The organism is Lentibacillus kapialis (assembly GCF_014646635.1).
Lineage (GTDB): Bacteria > Bacillota > Bacilli > Bacillales > Amphibacillaceae > Lentibacillus > Lentibacillus kapialis.
Map to the genome: position 1 here is coordinate 61,471 of NZ_BMNQ01000008.1, position 21,997 is coordinate 83,467.

Consider the following 21,997-nt stretch of genomic DNA (forward strand, 5'->3'; position numbering starts at 1 on the left):
TCAATATATATATAGTTGAGTTGTCGGAGGTTTTATTTTGGATTTTGTAAATGGTGAGTTTGTTGATTTATGGGATTATATAACTGGACCTAAGCTTTGGCTTGGACTTGGTGAAGTATTATTTAAAGCAATTGCAATTATCGTGATTGCTCTGGTTATCGTCAGAATCGGAAATAAAGTCATCGGCCGAATTTTTGAAAGCCGAACTCGAGGCCCATTACGTATTACCGAAAGACGTGAAGTCACCATTAAGAAGCTGATTCAAAATTCAATGAAATATACCGTCTATTTCGTTGCATTTATCATGGTGCTGGATGACGCATTCGGTTTTGATGTTGGTGCTTTGCTGGCAGGCGCTGGTGTAGCAGGTCTTGCCATCGGTTTTGGTGCACAGAATCTTGTACGGGATATCATTTCAGGTTTTTTCATTATATTTGAAGACCAGTTTTCCGTTGGAGATTATATTTTTACCGCCGGAGTAGAAGGGTATGTTGAAGAAATCGGAATGCGCACAACCAAAATTGAGAGCTGGACTGGTGAGCAGTATGTTGTTCCGAACGGAAACGTAACGCAGGTGACCAATTATTCAATTCATAATGGACTTGCTATAGTTGATGTGAATGTGCCTTATGAGAATGACGTTGCAGCTGCTGAAGAAATAATCGGGGACGTTATCAGTACACTGCCTGATAAACATGAAGAAATTGTTAAAGTGCCGGAGATTTTCGGAGTACAGGCATTGGATACATCCCACTTTGTGCTTCGGGTTGTTGCGGAAACATTGCCTTCTTATCAATGGAAAGGCGCCAGAAATATCCGGAAAGAGATTAAAGAAGTACTTTATAAAGAAGGCATACAGATTCCGGCGCCACGTCTTATTATGTATTCGCGGAATCAGGAGCATGATTCACAAGAAGTTGACCGGCAGCGGGAAATGTGAGAAAGGAGAAAAAGCATGGCGGACAAGGAATTTGGTATAAATGACATTGTACAAATGAAAAAACCGCACCCATGCGGTGAAAATCGATGGAAAATTATCCGCATGGGTATGGACATCCGGATAAAGTGTATGGGATGCAGTCATAGTGTGATGATCCCTCGTAAAGAGTTTGCGAAAAAAATGAAAAAGGTTCTTGAACACGCTGTAGAAGAAGAAAGCTGAATAGTCCGGGGCGCGGGGATTTTGATTTTGGTTTGTGAACGCGACGAATCCCGTTATATATTTTTAGCAGTTAAGAAGGTTTAAATTATTTCTTACTTCATAAGTGCAACTAAGGCTTTCGCCATTAAAGCTTGGCGATAAGCCAAGTTTTCTAATAACGTCAGAAAGTATAAAATGGTTGACCTTATAAGAAAAGCTTCGGCATTCGCTATAAGACGAGGCGAATGCCAAGTTTTTCTAAAATTTATCCGAAATTCGGTTTAGACGCTATAATTGTTTGTTTTATTAAACACTATGGATGACAATATGAATTTTAGTGAAACACACGGTGAAAATAAGCATCTTTGAATGCTTATTTTTGCATTTTTACGGCTTGTCATTTTAATACCTTATATCTATAATTGTAATGACTGACGCGTTCATATGAATGGAATCCTTAAGGAGTGAAAGTTAATGTCATTGACAGCAGGAATTGTCGGGCTTCCCAATGTTGGCAAATCCACATTGTTTAATGCTATCACACAAGCGGGTGCAGAGGCTGCGAATTACCCGTTTGCCACGATTGATCCGAATGTGGGGATTGTAGAAGTTCCCGATGATCGCTTAAATCAATTAAGTGAATTGGTTAAACCGAAAAAAACGATTCCAACAACATTTGAATTTACAGATATAGCCGGAATTGTAAAAGGAGCAAGTAAAGGCGAGGGCCTGGGGAACCAGTTTTTATCCCATATTCGCCAGGTGGATGCGATTGTCCAGGTGGTCCGCTGTTTCCAGGATGATAACATTACGCATGTGTCCGGTGAGATTAGTCCGATCGATGATATTGAAACAATTAATCTTGAACTTATTCTGGCAGACCTGGAAACAGTTAATAAACGGTTGCAGCGGGTCGAAAAAATGGCCAGACAGAAAGAAAAAGAAGCTGTAGCAGAATATGATCTGCTGGAAAAATTGAAAGAAGGACTGGAATCAGAAAAACCTGTCCGTGCTCTGGAGTTTTCCGATGATCAATGGAAACTGGTGAAGGGTCTTCATTTGCTGACAAGCAAGCCGGCATTATATGCTGCGAATGTGAGCGAAGATGATGTAGCAGAACCCGAAGCAAATAAAGAGGTACAAAAAGTCAGAGAATACGCTGCTGGTGAAAACGCCGAAGTAATTGTTGTCTGCGCTAAAATTGAAGAGGAAGTAGCTGAACTGGATGCTGAGGAAAAGGAGATGTTCCTCGATGATTTGGGGATATCAGAAGCTGGGCTGGATCAGCTGATCAAAGCATCCTATAACTTATTGGGACTTGGCACCTACTTTACAGCAGGAGAACCTGAAGTACGTGCATGGACCTTCCCTAAAGGGATAAAGGCACCACAGGCAGCCGGCATTATCCACACAGACTTTGAACGTGGATTTATTAGGGCAGAAACGGTTTCCTATGAAGATCTTATGGAAGCTGGATCTATGGCCCATGCACGAGATAGAGGCAGGGCTCGTTTGGAGGGCAAAGAATACATCGTACAAGATGGTGATGTCATCCATTTCCGATTTAATGTTTAAAGTTGGAGACAAGTCTGCAGCTTGGTAAATACAATAGGGTTAATTGTTGGTTGAAAAAAACGGCGTGTATTATTGGCTGTGACAAATAAGAGAATGTATAGACGTATATTACAAATCAGGATTTCTCGAGTGCTTGTTTTTTTAGGTTTATTTTGATATAATATACCATCGTGAGTAATGAAAATGATATTACTCCTTGCTCTTTTTAACAAAAAAGAGCCGCTAAGACCAAAAGGAGGTGTTACGGATGAGAAAATATGAAATCATGTACATCATCCGCCCTGACATGGAAGAGGAAGCGCAAACAAGTTTAATCGAGCGTTTCACCAACGTGTTAAAAAATAATGGGGCGGAAATTGAAAAAGTTGATGAAATGGGTAAGCGTCGTCTTGCATATGAAATCAACGACTATCGTGATGGATATTATGTTGTCATTAAGTTCAATGGTGACGAAACGGCAATCAATGAATTTGATCGCCAGGCAAAGTTTACTGGTGATATAATCCGCAGTATGGCAATTCGAGAAGAAGATCAATAAAACAGGGAGTGGTTCTGATGTTAAATCGTGTCGTTTTAGTTGGCAGATTAACGAAGGATCCTGATTTACGCTATACGCCAAATGGTGTTGCTGTTGCTAATTTTACATTGGCAGTTAACCGCCCTTTTTCTAACCAGCAAGGAAATCGGGATGCCGATTTCATTAACTGTGTTGTATGGCGGAGGGCCGCTGAAAACCTGGCAAGCTATATGAAAAAAGGAAGCATGGTTGGTGTTGATGGCCGGCTCCAGTCACGTACATTTGAAGGACGTGATGGTAATACCGTCTTTGTAACCGAAGTAGTGGCAGATAGTGTTCAGTTTCTGGAATCAAAAGGAGCGTCACAGAACAAAGGTCAGCAGCCATCAGGATTCCAACCCAACCAAAATCAGAACCAAAATCAAAATCAGAACCAGAACCAGCCAAATCAAAACAGTGATAATCCATTTAGAGACAATGGAGAACCGATTGATATATCAGACGATGATTTGCCTTTTTAACAAACCGTGTTAAAAGAGCTTAGCAATAAGGAGGGTTACGATATGGCTCGTCGTGGTCGTGCAAGACGTCGTAAAGTATGTTATTTCAAAGCGAATGGCATTACGCACATTGATTACAAAGATGTTGATCTTTTGAGAAAGTTTATTTCCGAGCGTGGGAAAATTCTCCCTCGCCGTGTAACTGGAACATCTGCAAAATATCAGCGTAAATTGACAAAAGCAATCAAACGTGCCCGTCAAATGGCATTATTGCCATACGTGGCTGAGTAATAAAAACCCGATTCACGTGGTAATGCGTGAATCGGGTTTTTAATTCGAAGACGAAGAAGCGGTGGTATGTTCATCCCTATCTTCACTTCAGTCCATAAATCCATTTTCACGTAAAATCGACTGCGCCTTATCTGTCTTAAGAAATTGATTAAATTCCTTGGACGCTTCCATTGTGGAGCTGGTGGAAGTGACCGCAGCTTGATACTGGATTGGTTCATGGAGCGCCTTATCAACCGGGAATATCTCCTTGATCAAATCAGACTGGGTCAGGTCGCTAGCACAAACGATACCAAATTCCGCTCTGCCGGATTCAATATATGTAAGAGTCTGCTGCGCATTATTGGTGTAAATCAGTCTATCTTCAAGATTATCCCAAATGCCGCTTGCAGTCATCGCCTGTTTGGCATATTTTCCTGCCGATACACTATCGGGGCTGCCAATCGCAATTTGTTCCACTTCCATATTTGGTAAATCACTCAATTGGCTGGCTGAGATGGATTTGTTGCGGCTTGATACAAAAACCAGGCTGTTTTGGGCAAAGTCGATTCGTGTATCTGCCACAATGGCGTCCTCCTGAGCAAGTCTGTCCATCCACTTTGGATCAGAAGTAAGAAAGACATCAACCGGTGCACCCGATCGAATCTGTTGGGAAAGCTTGCCTGATGCCTCGTAGTTTAACGTTAATGTGATGTCGCGGTGCTCTGATTCAAAGGCCTTTTTGAGTTCGGAAAGTGTTCCGCTCAGACTGGAGGCGGCTGCCACAGGTAATGTTGTTTCGTCTGTATTTTGCTCGCTTGAACAGCCTGCAATAAACATGGTGCTGATAATCAGAAAAGCAAATGTAACATATCGCATAACCAGATCTCCTATTTTCGTCGTTTTCGTTTGGGAAAAGCTATAATAACCTTGATCATGAATATAAAGGTGTACAAAATAAATAAACCTGTTAATACGTCACCAATCGGGAAAAATAATGCTATGATGGTATACAGCAAAAAAGGGATTGTCGTCATATAGACAACCAACTTCCATAATATTGAGAATCTTATTTTGCGTTTAAGTAGTTTTGCTATACCCGCGCCTATATACGCCATCAGTGAAACAAGCAAAAGTACAACCATGTTCAGTGGCAAGTAGTAAAAAATAAAAAAGTAAATAAGCAATAGTAGCCAGTGCATTCCCGTTCCGGGATCGGTTAGCTGATCAGCCAACGAAGGGGCGGAGACAATCAGCAGAAGAATAAACAAATACAGAACTGCTATATCCATGCTAATTCGGTTCAAGGCAAATATTGCTTGCCTGTTCGGCAATTTAATACTATTAATAAATGCAATCCAAAATTTCACGCTTTTCATCTCCGGTATATTATCATACAATGAGCTGTGCGAGAAAGGCCATCTTTAAAGGGCTTCATACATACTCACATATCTATATTTAAAATACCATTAATAACACAAGTTGACTATAAATATTCCTTGAATTTCACATATCGACAAAATTCCCGAAAATATTCCCCGGGAAATAATGAGTTTATATTATTTCGAACACCAAATGCTGCTGAAATCGTGTTATCATATAATAATGAGGTGATACCCTTACATGTGTAATATAAAAATAACTACAGCAATAAATTCAGGTGATCCAAGAGGGTGCAATCGATGAACCAATCACGACAGCTAACTGACGGTGCACTTTTAACAGTGATATTTATGATATTAATGATGATTGCGATTTTTGTTCCTGTCATCACATTAATCACTGTGTTTTTATTGCCTGTCCCATTTATTATGTTTGCTTCCAGATATGATTGGAAGCCAGCGGCTATTATGCTGATAGCGGCTTCTATTTTGTCAGCATTGTTAACATCCATTTTATCTTTGCCACTCCCTATAGCAATGGGGCTTGGTGGAATCATGGTTGGCAGTGCCATCTATCATAAACTTTCTGCATATGAGACGCTGGCTCGCGGAACGATTGGATTTGTGGTTGGGCTTGTATTTATATTTGTTTTTAGCCAATATGTATTTCAGGTAAATTTGGTAAATGAGTTAAACAACATGTTTGAGCAGTCGATTACAATGAGCCGGGATGTCCTGGATCAATTGGGTATGGAAAAGTTGACGGAAGAGCAGATGACCATGCTAATCGAACAATTCGGAATGCTGACAGATCTCTTGCCTGTTATCATAGCAATCACAGCATTGTTGCTCGCATTTGTCAGTCAATGGGTAAGTTACAAAGTGATTAGCCGCTTGGATAATAAACAGCTGCAATTTCCTCCATTTCGGATGATGCAGTTGCCGGTTTCATTAATTTGGATTTATTTCTTTTCACTCATTATGACATTTTTTGGTCTTGATCAGGATGGCATGATTTATCTCGCCGTTAATAACATTTTGATGCTTGTCGGGATTTTGATGGCATTACAAGGGTTTTCGTTTATTTTTTATTACGCCCATGTTAAACAGATGTCTAAGGCGTTGCCAATCGGGAGTGTTGTATTGACGATTATTTTGCCGTTCATCTTTCTTTACCTTGTGCGACTGTTGGGTATAATTGATTTAGGCTTTTCCTTGAGAGATCGCATTTCCGATGATAAAAAGTAAATGGGAGTTCAGGTAGGAGCTGATGATATGCAAGATTATCAAAGAAAGCGAATGTTAAGCAGTCACCTGTGGGTGATTTATTCACTATCTGTTATACTGCTTGGCTTTATTTGGTTTTTTCACTGGACGATTGGTCTGATGTTGACCATTGTGCTTGCTGCATCAATGTACTTTAGCATTTATGCAGAGAAAAAGAGACAGCAGGATATAGAAAATTATATCACGACGCTCTCACACCGTGTGAAACGTGTTGGAGAAGAAGCACTATTGGAAATGCCGATTGGGATTATATTATTTAATGAGGACTATAAGATTGAATGGGCTAATCCTTACATGAACCGTTTGACAGAAGATGATACGTTGATCGGGAATTCCCTTAATATGCTCTCAGATGATCTCGTGTCTAAAGTTAAAGAGAATGACAATGAATTATGGCTTGATTTGGAAGGATATCATTTTCGGGTTTTCATCAAAAAGGATGAACGTCTTTTATATTTGTCAGACCGTACCGTACAATCCGAAATTCAGTCACGTTACGTAAATGAAAAAACGGTTCTTGCCATTATATTTCTTGATAACTATGAAGAAATTACACAAAACATGGACGATACACTGAAGAGTCAATTAAATTCCAAAGTAACTTCCGTCCTGAATAACTGGTCAAATGATTACGGCATATATCTGAAACGTACGTCTCAGGATCGATTTGTGGCCGTTTTAACGAAAGAAACACTGGATCAGTTGGAGAAATCGAAATTTGATATTCTGGACGAAGTGCGCGAGTTGAACGCTGAGCAAAATATCCCTATTACATTGAGTATTGGAATCGGTGTAGGGGACAGTACGTTGCCCGATCTTGGTGAAATGGCCCAGTCAAGTCTTGATTTAGGTCTTGGACGCGGCGGTGACCAGGTTGTTATAAAAGATGATGCCGGTAAAGTCCGGTTTTATGGCGGGCGCACCAATCCAATGGAAAAACGCACACGGGTTAGAGCACGTGTCATCTCCCACGCCTTGAAGGATTTGGTTCAGGGAAGCGATAATGTCATTATTATGGGACATAAAGCGCCTGATATGGATTCGATTGGTGCAGCAATCGGCATATTAAATATCGTTAAAGCCAATGGTGTGGAAGGATATATTGTGCTTGATCCTGATGATATTGATACCGGTGTTTACCGTCTTATTGAAGAGCTTAAAGAAGAGGAAGATTTATGGCAACACTTCATTGAACCAGAAGAATCAGAAGCACTGGTAACCAGCCGGAGTCTTGCTGTTGTTGTCGATACGCATAAACCAAGCATGGTTGCCAATGAAAAACTTTTAAACAGAGTAGAGTATAAAGTGGTGATTGACCATCATCGCCGTGCTGAGGAATTCATTGATAATCCGACTCTTGTTTATATGGAACCATACGCATCGTCAACGGCTGAACTGGTGACAGAATTGCTTGAGTATCAGCCGAATACGTTGAAACTAAAAATGCTGGAAGCGACGGCTCTACTGGCCGGGATTATCGTCGATACAAAGAGTTTCACACTAAGGACCGGGTCACGAACATTCGATGCAGCTTCTTATTTGCGTTCAAAAGGCGCAGATACGGTGCTGGTTCAACGGTTTATGAAAGAAGATCTGGATATTTATATTAAACGGAGCAAGTTGATTGAACGGGCAAGAATTTATCATGATACAGTTGCTATTTCGAAGGGAGAGCCCGGACAATCGTACGGTGGTGTCTTAATTGCCCAGGCGGCGGACACTTTGCTGACAATGAGCGGTATTAACGCATCGTTTGTCATTTCTGAACGAAAGGATGGACGGATTGGAATAAGTGCCCGTTCACTTGGTGATGTGAACGTTCAGATTATAATGGAGAAAATGAATGGAGGCGGTCATTTGACAAATGCCGCCACACAAATTGAAGATACAACGATTGAAGACTCGGAGGCATTGCTGAAAGATATATTAGAGGAATATTTTACAGGAGGGGAAACCGAATGAAGGTCATATTCAAACAAGATGTCAAAGGCAAAGGCAAACAAGATGAGGTAAAGAATGTTTCAGATGGCTATGCCCGCAACTACCTGCTAAAAAATAACCTGGCCGAAGAAGCGACACCGGGCAATATGAAGGCACTTGAGGCACGACAGAAAAAGCAGCAGCAGCAAGCGGAAGAAGAAAAGAAAGAAGCTGAACTTTTGAAAAATGAACTTGCCGACTCGACAGTTGAAATCTCAGCAAAATCAGGCGATGGCGGCCGACTCTTCGGATCTGTCACATCAAAGCATATTGCTGATGTGCTGAAAAAAGATTACGGGTACAAAATCGATAAACGCAAAATCGAACTCGACAATCCGATTCGCGCACTAGGTTATACGGATGTGCCAGTGAAACTGCATCCGGATGTCACCGGCATCATTAAAGTTCACATTGTGGAGAAATAAGCTGCATGATATATCCGGCATCTTTGAACAATTTCTTCACGAGGAGGCAGGACAATGAGCGAACTTTGGAATGATCGCACTCCACCACACAATATTGAAGCAGAGCAAGCTGTGATTGGTGCTGTCTTTTTGCAGCCTGATGCACTATCTTCGGCCGCAGAACGGCTGATGCCTGAAGATTTTTACCGGGCAAGTCATCAACGCATATTTGATACGATGCTGAAGCTGGTGGATAAAGGTGAACCAATCGATTTAGTGACGGTAACAACGTCCCTGTCGAATGAAAAAAAGTTGGACGAGGCCGGTGGGGTTGCTTATCTATCGGATTTGGCCGGTAGTGTCCCGACGGCAGCAAATATTGTCTACTACAGTAAGATTGTTGAAGAAAAGGCTGTACTTCGCCGGCTGATCCGGACAGCAACAGACATTGTGACATCGGGTTTTTCTCATGAAGATAATGTGGAAGAAGTTTTAAATGAAGCAGAAAAGAACATTTTGGAAGTCTCGGGGAGGAAAAATACCGGGACTTTTAAAACGATTAAAGATGTTCTGATAGATGTATATGATAATATTGAACAACTCCACCACCACGATGGTGATGTGACGGGGATTCCAACAGGTTATCGTGATTTGGACCATATTACGTCCGGTTTCCAGCGAAATGACTTTATTATTATTGCTGCACGACCGTCAGTTGGTAAAACGGCTTTTGCCTTGAATATTGCTCAAAATGTTTCGGTTAATACCGACGAAAACGTTGCGATTTTCAGTTTGGAGATGGGAGCCGATCAGTTGGTTTCTCGTATGCTTTGCGCAGAAGGCAATATTGATGCACAACGGTTGAGGACAGGACGGCTTGAACCGGATGACTGGAGCAAACTGACGATGGCGATGGGTAGCCTGTCCAATGCGGGCATTTATATTGATGACTCCCCCGGTATTCGTGTCAGCGAGATCCGGTCAAAATGCCGTCGGCTTAAGCAGGAGCACGGACTTGGTATGATTTTGATCGACTATTTGCAGCTTATTCAAGGGAGCGGTAACTCTCGGGAAAATAGGCAGCAGGAGGTTTCGGAAATATCACGTGCTCTTAAAGCTCTTGCCCGTGAACTTAATGTGCCACTGATTGCTCTCTCTCAGCTATCCCGTGGTGTCGAGTCCCGACAGGATAAACGTCCAATGATGTCAGACTTGCGTGAATCGGGAAGCATTGAACAGGATGCGGATATCGTTGGTTTTTTATATCGGGATGACTACTATGATCAGGAATCAGAGAAACAAAATATTATTGAAATCATTATTTCCAAACAGCGGAATGGTCCGGTCGGCAATGTTGAGTTGGCATTTGTAAAAGAATATAATAAATTCGTTGACTTGGATCACCGCTATTCAGACAGTGATGTACCGCCGGCTCCTGTACAGGCATAAAACAGCTTCAAAGAAAGAAGCTGTTTTTTCTGCTTGATCTTTAAGTAGTAACACGAACGTTGAAATTTATTTTTGCAATATTATTCGTTTTTATTTTGACAGGAAGTGAATTTGTTGATAAAATTACGCTGTTATTAGGGAAAAAGCAGATGTTAATATACATGGAGGTGCGCTATGTCTTCAGTGGTAGTGGTAGGAACACAGTGGGGCGATGAAGGAAAAGGAAAAATCACAGATTTTTTATCGCAAAATGCTGAGGTTGTCGCCCGTTATCAAGGTGGTAATAATGCAGGGCATACGATTAAATTTGATAATGCAACATATAAATTACACTTAATCCCATCCGGTATTTTTTTCGATGATAAGACTTGTGTGCTTGGTAATGGTATGGTGATTGATCCAAAGGCATTTGCGGATGAAATCAAGTATTTGCATGATCGCAATATTTCAACGGACAATTTGCGTATCAGCAACCGGGCACATGTTATTTTACCATATCATTTAAAACTGGATGCACTCCAGGAGGAAGATAAAGGCGCCAATAAAATCGGTACAACGAAAAAAGGTATCGGTCCGGCGTATATGGATAAAGCAGCCAGAAGTGGCATTCGGATTGCAGATTTGCTTGATAAAGAAACATTCCGTATAAAACTCGAACAAAATTTACGGGAAAAAAATCGTCTGTTTGAAAAAGTTTATGAAATTGACCCAATTCAAGTTGAGGATATACTGGACGCGTATTATGAATACGGACAGCAGATGGCTGCGTACGTATGTGATACATCAGTTGTTTTAAATGAGGCGCTCGACAGTGGGCGACGGGTATTGTTTGAGGGGGCACAAGGCGTCATGCTTGATATTGACCAAGGGACATATCCATTTGTTACCTCATCGAATCCAATTGCGGGCGGAGTGACCATTGGATCGGGTGTCGGTCCATCGAAAATCAATCATGTTGTCGGTGTCTCAAAGGCCTATACAACACGTGTTGGTGATGGCCCGTTTCCAACTGAACTCCATGATGATGTTGGTGACCGGATCCGTGAGACCGGCAATGAATATGGAACCACGACAGGACGTCCCCGACGTGTTGGCTGGTTTGATAGTGTCGTTGTCCGTCATGCTCAGCGAGTGAGCGGAATTACAGATTTATCGATTAATTCACTGGATGTCCTCACTGGTATTGAAACACTTAAAATTTGTGTGGCATACAAGTATAAAGGAAAAATTATCCATGAGTTCCCGGCAAACCTGAACAATTTGGCGGCATGCGAACCGGTATATGAGGAGATGCCCGGATGGAATGAAGATATAACAAACGTTAAAAGTATCCATGAGCTTCCGGAAAACGCACGCCATTATCTTGAACGGATTTCACAATTAACTGAGATCGGTTTATCCATTTTTTCAGTTGGACCGGATCGCACTCAGACAAATGTTGTCAGAAGCGTATATAGCTAGGAATATATACCTTAAGCTCTGGAAATATATGTAGACTCCTGCGAAAGGATAGGCATAGGCCACAGTGCGAAGTATATTTCCGGAGCAGATTATACGTTCTAACTAGTTCGGTTTCTTCCTTAATAAAACGACTTTTGTCCAAGACCCTAGCCTCCTAATGGGAAATAAGCCCCCTGCTCGGCTTGAGCAGGGGGCTTATTTTAATGTTCACTAAAAATCTGGGCTGTTCACCAAAATCTGTAATATAAATGTAAAATTAGCAAGAAGAATACGCCTAAAACCGTGACTGATTTGGTTATAAGGGTTAGGCTTTTTTATAACGTCAGAAAGTATAAATGATGGATGGCCTTATAAGAAGATTTCGGCTCTATGAAGATAATCGTCAGTAAAAAATAAGGAAAATAAGAACATGCTGACCTTTTAAATTCCGGCTTATAACAAAAGACATTTAAGTAAAAGTACGATAGAATGGATAGAAGGAGTCGCAGGCAGTGCGTGTTTGATTGAAACAACGTTGAAAAGGAAGTGACCGTATGGCTCAAAAAATACTGGTAGTCGATGATGAACAACCAATAGCAGACATTTTAAAATTTAATCTTGAAAAAGAAGGCTATGACGTTATCATAGCATATGATGGTGATGAGGCGATCAAGCTCGCTGAAGACGAAGGACCGGATCTTGTGCTGCTTGATCTTATGCTTCCGGGCAAAGATGGTAATGAAGTTTGCCGGGAAATCCGCAAGACACGATCCATGCCGATTATTATGCTGACAGCAAAAGATGCAGAAATTGATAAAGTGCTAGGGCTGGAGCTTGGGGCGGATGATTATGTGACAAAACCATTCAGTAATCGGGAAGTGATTGCCCGGGTAAAAGCAAATATCCGTAGACAGCAGCAAATTCCTGATGATGCCGTCCAGACAACACGAAATATTGAGATTGGACGTCTGGTGATTCATCCTGATGCGTATGCTGTAACACGGGATGATGAACAGTTGGATCTGACTCACCGGGAATTTGAACTGCTTTATTATCTTGCCCGTCATATCGGTCAGGTGATGACGCGTGAACACTTGCTTGAAACGGTATGGGGTTATGATTACTTTGGTGATGTCCGGACGGTTGACGTGACAATCAGACGCCTCCGTGAAAAGATTGAAGAGAATCCAAGTAACCCAATGTGGATTGTGACACGAAGAGGTGTTGGTTATTATTTGCGTAATCCTGAACAAGAGTAGGTCATTCTGATGCACAATGTTGGTTTTTTCCGATCGATACAATTGAAATTTATCATCATGTTTATATTGTTGTTGCTTGTAACCATTCAGGTGATCAGTGCCTATTTTGTCCGTGGCCTGGAACAGGAACTTGTAGAAAATTTCGAAGAGTCGGTTGAAGCCAGTGTCGAAATTTTGGAAGTGAACCTTGAGCAGGCCTTCAGTAAGGATCGGTCAGATAACAATGATGAAGAGTTGACGCTGCAGCAGGAAGTTCAGGATATCGTAAAAGTTAACGACACGGCAGATATCATTACGATCCAAGTCGTTAATATGCAAAGCCGGATTATTGCTTCAAATGACACATCCGGCAGCAGCAATATCGATAAAAGGACCTCTGATGATTTTATAAATAATGTCCTGCGATTCGGAAATGAAGACAAAGGCAAGATGATTAACAGCGAAGGAAATCGGAACTACAGACGAGCAGTCCCGATTTATGATAATGAACAGACACAGGTTGGCGCTCTTTATATTGAAGCATCACTTGAAGGGGTTTATAGTCAACTGGATGACATTAACCGTGTTTTTCTGCAGGGCTCCATTTTAGCCATTACTGTATCGGCGCTTCTGGGAATTCTCGTTGCCAGAACGATCACCAAGCCGATTAAGGAAATGCGCAGGCAGGCACAGACAATGGCACGTGAGGATTTTTCTCAAAAAGTTAATGTCTATGGAAGGGATGAAATTGGCCAGCTTGCCGAATCATTTAATGATTTAAATGCCAAATTGAAACATTCAAGGGCACTGACAGAAGAAGAGAGGCGTAAGCTGAGTTCAGTCCTATCCAACATGTCCGACGGTGTTATGGCAACTGATCGCAATGGATTCATAACGCTGGCAAACGATGCTTCCGGGCTTCTGGTGGGTCAGGATCCTGATAAAGTACAGGGGAATTTCCTGCCTGATGTATTGCAATTGGATGAGAATTCAGTCGACCTCTCAGAATTAGCCGAGAGCGGGACGATGATTATTGATTTCAGCGATGATGACGATATTTATCTGATTCGTGCCAATTTCTCAACCATTGCCGATGAAGATAATGATATCAGCGGATTTATTACGGTTCTTAGTGATGTGACCGAACAGGAGAAAATTGAGCGTGAGCGTCGTGAATTCGTCTCAAATGTATCACATGAGTTAAGGACACCGCTGACAACGATGCGTAGTTACATTGAAGCTCTAACGGAAGGGGCATGGGAAGACAAAGATATTGCGCCAAAATTTCTTGATGTCACCCAAAATGAAACAGATCGAATGATCCGAATGGTCAATGATTTGCTGCAGCTTTCCAGAATGGATAATCAAAGCGAGGCGCTGCAGCAGGAACGAACGGATTTCATACACTTTTTCCATCAGGTGATTGACCGTTTTGAAATGAACGTATCAGACCAAATAACGCTGCAGCGCGAGCTGCCGAATGAAAAGTTGTATGTCTGGATTGATCAGGATAAGATGAATCAGGTGCTTGATAATGTCATTTCCAATGCGATCAAGTATTCGTCGGAAGGCGGTACGATCCGTTTTAAAGCAGAAAAGCAGAAAGGACAATTACTGGTATCTGTTTCAGATGAGGGCCCCGGCATACCATATGATAAGGTCGATAAAGTGTTTGACCGTTTTTACAGAGCTGATAATGCCAGATCACGGAAACTTGGCGGAACAGGTCTGGGGCTGGCAATTGCCAAAGAAATCGTTGAATCACATCATGGCAGCATTTGGGCTAAGAGTAAAGAAGGTAAAGGGACGACGGTTCTCTTTACACTTCCGCTGGTGAATAAGAAGCGGAGGGGAAAATAATGCAGCTTGAAACTGTAAAGTCATTTATACTGTGGGTCCTGGTAGGCATCAGCTTTGTGCTTTCATTTGCCCTATGGAGTTACCGTCCGAATTTCGAAGAGCTTCCCCAAAATGTCGTGGAGGAGAGCACAAGTCTTGGCGGATCTGAGAAGTCCATAAAAGAGCTGATTGAACCGGACTCGATTATTTTTGAAAATGACAATACTTACTATGGGTTCAGTAATCCGGCTGATCGCAACTCGTTATATCAGGACATGCATAAATGGAGTTTATATGAGTTTCGGACAAGCAGTGCAAATGGTACGCCTTCCGGGAAGTACCGAGTGGAAGTTATCTTCCCGGAGGTCGTCCCAATGGAACTGGCTGATGATTTGTTTACGTTTAACGGAGACATTAACATGCCCGGATGGGGATTTAAGCGTCTGTTTTTTACGTTTAACCAGGATACCAAGACTATGAACGTAACCTTCTTATCCGATGACGGTAACAAGCAGGCAATGGCGACTGTCAATAACTCTGAAAAATATGCGCAATTATGGGAGTATCTCACGACATTTGAGGGCTTAAGTAAATATATACGGACTGAAGGCGCTGAGGGGTCTATCTATGTACCGGGCAATCAGCAGAGTATCTCAAGCAAGTCGATAGCAGTCGAGAAAATCGACCCAAAACTTATGGTTGATACACTGTTCACCGATCCGGATATTGTAAGACGGAATCGCGTCAATGAAAATGAAATTTACTTCACTGACAGTGCACGCGGTATTATGCGTGTTTACACGAATAGGCGGACAGTTGAATTTCAGAATCCGCTCCAGTCATCATATGAGCAGATGGAACCGGCGGAATTGATAGATAAAAGCAGATTGAATATTAATGATCACCAGGGCTGGACGGATGAATATAATTTAATGGCTGTTAATACAAACGCATCGAATAACAAAGTACGCTATCAGATGTATTATGAGGGTTATCCGATTTTTGGCAGCAACTATTCCTCGGTCATTGAACAGCAATACCGGGAAACGGAACTGCACCAGTATAATCGTCCGCTGTTCAGGCTTGTCAACTATCTGGGCGGGGATGAGGCAACGAAGCTAATATCAGGCGCACGCGTCATTGACAAACTTTCGAGCAGCAGTTCTTACCATATGGACCAGGTATATGATATTAAAGTGGGCTATTGTTTGACTTATAAAAGCGATGCCGACGCGGTAATGTTGGAACCGGCATGGTTTATGGATTACAATGGCAGCTGGCAGAAAATTGATTTTTCTAATCTGTCACCTCAGCAAGAAGGAGGGAACTGAGGATGCAATGGAAACAGATTAAAACGCTTTTTATCCTTTGTTTTCTCATATTGGATGTTTATCTGCTGCTGACGTTTTTGAATAAACAAAGTGAAGCTGAATTTGCTTTGCCGGACACATCCAATTCCTCATTTGAGGAACAATTGAAGTCCGAGGATATCAGTATTAGCGCTGATTTGCCCAGCGGAGACTTCAGCGCATCTTACTTATCATTATACTCAAAAAAATTTACGGATGAAGAGCTGACTTTTTTTGACGATAAGGAGAACCAGCAGGCTGAGGCCATTGATGAAAAATTAATACTGTCGCGTTTTGACAATCCCGTTTCAATACCGGAAGATGCTGATGACAACCTTATAAAAGAAGTTGTGAAGAACAGCATTCTTCTATCTAATAATTATAGATTTGGCGGTTGGAACAAGGAAATGAACGTTCTTGTATTTTTCCAGCAAAAAAACGGTTATCCGATCTATTACAATCAAAAAGGAATCGTGCTTGTTTACTTAAATGATGATAATGAAATGATTTTTTATACACAGACAATGCTTGGCAATGAGTCACCGTTAGAAGAGAAGGCGCTGGTTGAGCCGATAACGGCTATTCAGGCCTTGTTTGATGGTAACAGGCTGGAAAATGGGGATGAGATAACGAATGTGAGTATGGGACTGCATACAAGAATTCCGCTTGAGAGCGGCGAGCAAGTTTTTTCTCCGGCATGGAGGATAACAGTGAATGATGAAGAAAGCTTTCATGTCAATGCGATTGAGAACCTGATCGTTTCGAGTAATGAACAGACGTTTTTACTAGGTGCCATCTCATCTACGATTGAAAAAGTACAAAAGCTTAATAAAGACAATGATATGAAAGGTTTTGTGTTATCACACCTGAATGAAAAACTGACATCTAATCAGCAACCGGAGAGTGAGATTGAATGACATTACGTTTTAGTGTACTGGCATCGGGAAGTACCGGAAATGCTTTTTATATAGAGTCGGATGAGCAAAAGTTGTTAGTTGATGCCGGATTGAGCGGGAAGCAAATGGACAGGCTGTTCGACGAAGTGGCGGTTGATCCAGCGAGCTTGGATGGTATTCTAGTAACCCATGAGCACAGTGATCACATTAAAGGACTTGGGATAATCGCCCGTAAGTATAATCTGCCGATTTATGCGAATGAAAAGACGTGGAAAGCCATGGAAAATTCCATAGGTACGATTTCGCCTGATCAAAAGTTTGATTTTGGTATGGAGACAGTCAATACATTCGGTGATATTGAAGTGGAATCGTTTGGTGTCTCCCACGATGCTGCTGAGCCAATGTTTTTTACGTTCCGGAATGATGGAAAAAAAGTTGCTCTTGTGACGGATCTTGGATATGTATCAGAGCGGATTAAGCGAACTGTGGAGGACGCTGATGTTTACATTTTTGAGGCAAACCATGATATCGGCATGCTGCGAATGGGGCGCTATCCGTGGAACGTCAAGCGCCGCATTTTAAGTGACTCCGGACATGTGTCGAATGAAGACTGTGGTCTTGCCCTTAGTGACTTGATTACGAATCGGACAAACCGGGTTTATTTAGCGCATTTAAGCCAGGATAATAATATGAAGGAATTGGCGCGTATGTCAGTGGATAATATTTTAAAAGAACGCGGCATGACACTTGATATTCAGGATACAGACCCCAAAATCCCAACAAGGTTATATGAGGTCGGATAATAATTTTAAGATTAGTGTAATACTATAATGTGAAGAAAGGCTGTTTTCATTATTTTTGATATGAAGCAGCTAATGAAACAGCCTGAGCCATTTTATGTTAAAGGAGCAATTTAAATGGGCTACTTTGATGATGAACGGGAAGAGGGCCATAAGAAACGGCGCTGGATAGGCCCTGTCTTTGCCGGCATTATAATTGGCATTATTATTGCACTGATCGCGTTACCCGGTGTGTTACAATCAGGTTTTTTATCTGAAGCATGGAATAATGATCGTGAAACTGCTCAGGATAGTACAGATAGCAATCATACTCGTCCGGAATCAAGTGGTTTTGTATCGGTCAATGTATCCTCTCAAATAACGGAAGTGGTTGATAAGGTCACACCTGCTGTCGTCGGCGTCATCAATATTCAGCGGCAAGGTGACTTCTGGCAGCAGCAGGAAGGTCAGCAGCAGAGTGAAGCTGGCTCGGGATCCGGTGTCATTTATAAAAAATCGGAAGGTAAGGCCTATGTAATCACCAACCATCACGTGATTGAGGGAGCAGATACCGTTGAGGTTGTGCTCTCGGATGATAAACGGGTTGAAGCTGAAATTCTCGGCAGTGATTTGTTCTCTGATTTGGCCGTGTTAAGGATGAACGGCGACAAGGTTCAACAAACCATTGAAATGGGATCATCGAAGAGTATAAAGGTTGGGGAACCGGCCATTGCAATTGGCAACCCGCTTGGCATGTTTCTGGGATCGGTAACTCAAGGTGTTATCAGCGGTACACAACGAACGATTCCACAGGATTTTAACCAGGATGGCCGCAATGATTGGCAGGCAGAAGTTATTCAGACTGATGCAGCGATTAATCCCGGAAATAGCGGTGGAGCCCTGATTAATATTGATGGGAAGCTGATTGGGATTAATTCGATGAAGATCAATCAGGAAGCGGTTGAAGGCATCGGATTTGCCATCCCGATCGATGCAGCGCGACCGATTGTAAACGAGCTTGAAAAAACCGGACAGGTGAAACGTCCATATATGGGTGTGGAAATATATTCTTTGGAAGAAGTACCGCAAACAGAATGGAAAAATACATTAAACCTTCCGGATAAGGTAGAGGGCGGCGTCTACGTATGGACCGTTGAACCTGGTTCGCCGGCAGATAAAGCCGGAATGACCCGACTGGATGTCATCACGGCGGTTGATGGTACCAAGGTCATGAACATGATTGATTTGCGTAAAATTTTATACCAGGAAAAAGAAGTCAGCGATTCATTGACGGTCACCTATTACCGTGATGGCAAACAGCAAGAGGCAACATTTGAATTGATTGAACAGCGGTGAGCGCTGTAAGCAGAGTCGGTTCATTTTAAAAAGTTTAAAGCTATCCATTATGTAATGGATAGCTTTAATCATATCTAACTGCCTTCTCTTTTGTTATCCACAGTATGTGAACAACATGTAGATAACATCCATATCTTGTATAGAACATCATTTCTGCACCAAAATAACCGCGAACATTTGTGCATATGTGGATAATTTTGTGGATAGTCTTGTCAAAGCTGTCCGGCTGATTTACGCCACCAGAGTAGTACCAATAAAATAAGCATCACAATATCAAGCCGGGCTTCAAAGGCAAATTGCAGGATCCCCTGATTCATTAGGATTGGCAGTTTCGTGAACCAAAGCGCCCCAAGGATTATGAGAACAAGCGGTGCAACAGCATGTCTAACAAATAATCGCGCCAATATAAATGCACTACAGGCAATTTCCGTGAGAGCGACGAGAAGCAGCATGTTTTCAGGGGATGGCAGTCCAAGGTTTATGAATGTTGTCTTGAAGTCGCTGGACACGAGTTTGAGAATCCCCGATGTCAAAAAAACATACCCAACCGCATAGGCAATCCACTTAGACCCATGTATTGTTTGCATACGAGAAACACCTCCATCGTTAGTGATGGTTAATACGTATGCAAGATAGTGGGCAACCTTGACAACCTTCTTATAAAAAAGCTCCGTATTCAAGCACAGTCTGGAACTTGTACTATGCTTGTCTTTTTATTAATTGGAAAAGTTTCGTAGCCCAGAAAGCGATGAAAACGATCGCAATATCAATCAGTGTTAAGTAGAAAAAATTCATGCCTTTGTGCACCCTGAGCAGGTCAACCGATACTGAAAAGGTACCATATCCAAATACAAATATTATACTGGCTACAATCGCATAAAGATAAAAGTTTTTCCCGTTGTTGGTGCAATACTGGTACAACAGCATAAAGATCACCGGAAAAAGAACGGCTGTTACTGTAACACCTTCCGGAAGCAGGTATGAAATGCTGTGCGGGTGATTGAAATAGTTATTGGCTGTCAGCAGTGTGTCTATATTAAGCCACAATACGTGTACACTATAACCAAAGAAAGAGATTTCAAACAACCGTTTCCTGTCTACTGTAAAATATAAGATAATAAGCGGAACAATAATGGTAGCAAGATTAATCCAGAAAAACCACGTATCCATGCCGGAAAATAGCTGCCAATGTTCCTTCATAAGACTTTCTAGCTCTTGCTTCTGTTCTAAAATTGTATAGTATAATTCCTTTTCGTTCATTTAGACCCCTCTCTTTCAAGGGTAGTTTCAGTAAAATAAAAGAGAACTATTCACCAGGTTATCCCCAAAATTCTGTGGATAGTCTGTGGATAGTGCAGGAGCCACTGTTCAAAACGTTAAAATTTGTTAAACTGTGGGTAACAACATGATACGGGGTAAAGAAAATTGAATGGAGGTAAAAAAACAAATGGAACGTTTAAGTGAAGAACGAATTGAAAAAGAATTGGAAAGTCTGCCTGATTGGAAACGGATTGATGAGAAGTGGATCGGTCGTCGCTACCGGTTCAGTGACTTTTTGAATGGTGTGCGCTTTGTCGATCAGGTTGCTGAATATGCAGAAAGCAAACAGCATCATCCGTTTATTTCAATTGATTATAAAATCGTTACGATGAAAATATCATCATGGCAGATGAAAGGATTGACTGATCTGGACTTTGAAATGGTCAACCACTTTGATGATCTTTATGAAAAAGCAGCAAAATAAAAAATGCGGGCATATTACCCGCATTTTATCTTTTATGATGTTTCCATTCATGTGCCAGCTTACCGTAAACAGCGTGATCTGCAAAATGATCATAAAGCCATTCTGCCTGTCGGATCCGGCCTTCCTGCACAAAGCCCAGCCGCTCCGGAATTGCCCGGCTTTTATGATTGGCATAAGCGGCCCGTATTTCGATCCGGTTCAGCTCCAGTGAATAAAAGGCATAATCTATCAAACCGCTGACAGCGCGTGTCATAATCCCTCTTCCTTCATATTCAGCACCAAGCCAGTAGCCGATGTGCCCAATGCCATTCGTCCAGTCAAATAAATTGAATCCTGCAACACCGGCAAGCTCACCCTGATAGAGAATACCGGTGGTGAGGCCTCTTCTTTCTGCAAACTGCTTTAATACGGATTCAATAAAGGACCGGGAATCGTTGGGTGTTTTGGTATGGTCAACCCACGACAACCATTGCCGCAATGTTTCCCTTGAGTCATCCGTCAGCTGAAACAGAGGAGCTGCATCAGTGATTTCCAGGTGCTTCAAAGCAATTTCTTCGTCAATTTCAAATAAAAACATCATTTGCGCCCCCTGATCAAAGTTGAGAATTATTTTAACATATATACCGGAGTTATCAAGGGATATTTTTCATCTGGTTCCTTCTTACTAAATTTTATTTTAAGGATAGGTTAAAAGAATGATTTTCCTACATTTTTAACAAACTATTAGTATGGTTAGCCCCCAAAAACGGGGGAATTTCATAAATCAATAAAAAAATCATAAGCGTCTATTTTCCGAGAAAATGTTGCTTCATAACCTGAAGTTTTCTAAAAATACGCTGTTCGGACGAAAATAA

23 protein-coding genes are annotated in these 21,997 nt (G+C 41.7%); 18 read left to right on the forward strand and 5 right to left on the reverse strand.

The window, feature by feature from the left end:
- Positions 1 to 37 precede the first annotated feature (37 nt).
- The 6 genes from IEW67_RS05305 (at position 38) to rpsR (ending at position 4,024) form a co-directional block, all read left to right on the forward strand.
- Positions 38 to 940, forward strand: a complete 903-nt coding sequence (locus IEW67_RS05305) for a mechanosensitive ion channel family protein (protein WP_188632023.1) — start codon at positions 38 to 40, stop codon at positions 938 to 940.
- Positions 941 to 955: 15 nt separating this feature from the next.
- The gene (locus IEW67_RS05310) at positions 956 to 1,162 is read left to right on the forward strand and encodes a DUF951 domain-containing protein (protein WP_188632024.1); all 207 of its coding nucleotides are present in this window, start codon (positions 956 to 958) and stop codon (positions 1,160 to 1,162) included.
- Positions 1,163 to 1,615: 453 nt separating this feature from the next.
- On the forward strand, positions 1,616 to 2,716 hold the full coding sequence (gene ychF / locus IEW67_RS05315; protein WP_188632025.1) for a redox-regulated ATPase YchF: 1,101 nt from the start codon (positions 1,616 to 1,618) through the stop codon (positions 2,714 to 2,716).
- Positions 2,717 to 2,963: 247 nt separating this feature from the next.
- Entirely contained in the window at positions 2,964 to 3,254 is a 291-nt protein-coding gene (gene rpsF, locus IEW67_RS05320) for a 30S ribosomal protein S6 (RefSeq protein ID WP_188632026.1), read from the forward strand.
- 17 nt (positions 3,255 to 3,271) lie between these two features.
- A complete protein-coding gene (ssb, locus tag IEW67_RS05325; RefSeq protein WP_188632027.1) occupies positions 3,272 to 3,754 on the forward strand; it encodes a single-stranded DNA-binding protein in 483 nt (160 codons plus the stop codon).
- 42 nt (positions 3,755 to 3,796) lie between these two features.
- On the forward strand, positions 3,797 to 4,024 hold the full coding sequence (gene rpsR / locus IEW67_RS05330) for a 30S ribosomal protein S18 (protein ID WP_188632028.1): 228 nt from the start codon (positions 3,797 to 3,799) through the stop codon (positions 4,022 to 4,024).
- An 87-nt stretch (positions 4,025 to 4,111) separates the two neighbouring features.
- Here rpsR and modA read toward each other — a convergent pair whose 3' ends face one another.
- Positions 4,112 to 4,879 carry a molybdate ABC transporter substrate-binding protein gene (gene modA, locus IEW67_RS05335; RefSeq protein WP_188632029.1) on the reverse strand — a complete coding sequence of 256 codons (768 nt, stop codon included), beginning with the start codon at positions 4,877 to 4,879 and terminating at the stop codon, positions 4,112 to 4,114.
- Between the two features lie 11 nt (positions 4,880 to 4,890).
- On the reverse strand, positions 4,891 to 5,370 hold the full coding sequence (locus IEW67_RS05340; RefSeq protein ID WP_188632030.1) for a hypothetical protein: 480 nt from the start codon (positions 5,368 to 5,370) through the stop codon (positions 4,891 to 4,893).
- Positions 5,371 to 5,682: 312 nt separating this feature from the next.
- On the opposite strand from IEW67_RS05340, the gene IEW67_RS05345 reads away from it, so the two are divergent.
- The 11 genes from IEW67_RS05345 to IEW67_RS05395 all read left to right on the forward strand — a co-directional run bounded on the left by IEW67_RS05345 (position 5,683) and on the right by IEW67_RS05395 (position 19,399).
- The gene (locus IEW67_RS05345; protein ID WP_188632031.1) at positions 5,683 to 6,630 is read left to right on the forward strand and encodes a YybS family protein; all 948 of its coding nucleotides are present in this window, start codon (positions 5,683 to 5,685) and stop codon (positions 6,628 to 6,630) included.
- A gap of 27 nt (positions 6,631 to 6,657) precedes the next feature.
- Positions 6,658 to 8,631, forward strand: a complete 1,974-nt coding sequence (locus IEW67_RS05350; protein ID WP_188632032.1) for a DHH family phosphoesterase — start codon at positions 6,658 to 6,660, stop codon at positions 8,629 to 8,631.
- Entirely contained in the window at positions 8,628 to 9,074 is a 447-nt protein-coding gene (rplI, locus tag IEW67_RS05355) for a 50S ribosomal protein L9 (protein ID WP_188632033.1), read from the forward strand. The genes IEW67_RS05350 and rplI overlap by 4 nt, the downstream gene beginning before the upstream one ends.
- 54 nt (positions 9,075 to 9,128) lie before the next feature.
- Complete coding sequence (dnaB, locus tag IEW67_RS05360) at positions 9,129 to 10,502, forward strand: replicative DNA helicase (RefSeq protein ID WP_188632034.1); 1,374 nt, start codon at positions 9,129 to 9,131, stop codon at positions 10,500 to 10,502.
- A 174-nt stretch (positions 10,503 to 10,676) separates the two neighbouring features.
- A complete protein-coding gene (locus IEW67_RS05365; RefSeq protein WP_188632035.1) occupies positions 10,677 to 11,963 on the forward strand; it encodes an adenylosuccinate synthase in 1,287 nt (428 codons plus the stop codon).
- Positions 11,964 to 12,496: 533 nt separating this feature from the next.
- Positions 12,497 to 13,201, forward strand: coding sequence for a response regulator YycF (gene yycF, locus IEW67_RS05370; protein WP_188632036.1), 705 nt, complete (start codon positions 12,497 to 12,499; stop codon positions 13,199 to 13,201).
- Positions 13,202 to 13,210: 9 nt separating this feature from the next.
- Positions 13,211 to 15,040, forward strand: a complete 1,830-nt coding sequence (gene walK, locus IEW67_RS05375) for a cell wall metabolism sensor histidine kinase WalK (protein WP_188632037.1) — start codon at positions 13,211 to 13,213, stop codon at positions 15,038 to 15,040.
- Positions 15,040 to 16,350, forward strand: a complete 1,311-nt coding sequence (locus tag IEW67_RS05380) for a YycH family regulatory protein (RefSeq protein ID WP_188632038.1) — start codon at positions 15,040 to 15,042, stop codon at positions 16,348 to 16,350. The genes walK and IEW67_RS05380 overlap by 1 nt, the downstream gene beginning before the upstream one ends.
- Before the next feature lie 2 nt (positions 16,351 to 16,352).
- Positions 16,353 to 17,285, forward strand: coding sequence for a two-component system regulatory protein YycI (locus tag IEW67_RS05385; protein ID WP_188632039.1), 933 nt, complete (start codon positions 16,353 to 16,355; stop codon positions 17,283 to 17,285).
- Complete coding sequence (locus IEW67_RS05390; protein ID WP_188632040.1) at positions 17,282 to 18,067, forward strand: MBL fold metallo-hydrolase; 786 nt, start codon at positions 17,282 to 17,284, stop codon at positions 18,065 to 18,067. The genes IEW67_RS05385 and IEW67_RS05390 overlap by 4 nt, the downstream gene beginning before the upstream one ends.
- Before the next feature lie 114 nt (positions 18,068 to 18,181).
- Complete coding sequence (locus tag IEW67_RS05395; protein ID WP_188632041.1) at positions 18,182 to 19,399, forward strand: S1C family serine protease; 1,218 nt, start codon at positions 18,182 to 18,184, stop codon at positions 19,397 to 19,399.
- 212 nt (positions 19,400 to 19,611) lie between these two features.
- On the opposite strand, the gene IEW67_RS05400 is transcribed toward IEW67_RS05395, so the two are convergent.
- Both IEW67_RS05400 and IEW67_RS05405 read right to left on the reverse strand, forming a co-directional pair.
- On the reverse strand, positions 19,612 to 19,986 hold the full coding sequence (locus IEW67_RS05400) for a DoxX family protein (RefSeq protein ID WP_188632042.1): 375 nt from the start codon (positions 19,984 to 19,986) through the stop codon (positions 19,612 to 19,614).
- A 112-nt stretch (positions 19,987 to 20,098) separates the two neighbouring features.
- Positions 20,099 to 20,659 carry a hypothetical protein gene (locus IEW67_RS05405; protein ID WP_188632043.1) on the reverse strand — a complete coding sequence of 187 codons (561 nt, stop codon included), beginning with the start codon at positions 20,657 to 20,659 and terminating at the stop codon, positions 20,099 to 20,101.
- A 187-nt stretch (positions 20,660 to 20,846) separates the two neighbouring features.
- On the opposite strand from IEW67_RS05405, the gene IEW67_RS05410 reads away from it, so the two are divergent.
- Positions 20,847 to 21,143, forward strand: coding sequence for a 4a-hydroxytetrahydrobiopterin dehydratase (locus IEW67_RS05410; RefSeq protein ID WP_188632044.1), 297 nt, complete (start codon positions 20,847 to 20,849; stop codon positions 21,141 to 21,143).
- 25 nt (positions 21,144 to 21,168) lie between these two features.
- Here IEW67_RS05410 and IEW67_RS05415 read toward each other — a convergent pair whose 3' ends face one another.
- Entirely contained in the window at positions 21,169 to 21,720 is a 552-nt protein-coding gene (locus IEW67_RS05415; protein ID WP_188632048.1) for a GNAT family N-acetyltransferase, read from the reverse strand.
- Positions 21,721 to 21,997: the final 277 nt, after the last annotated feature.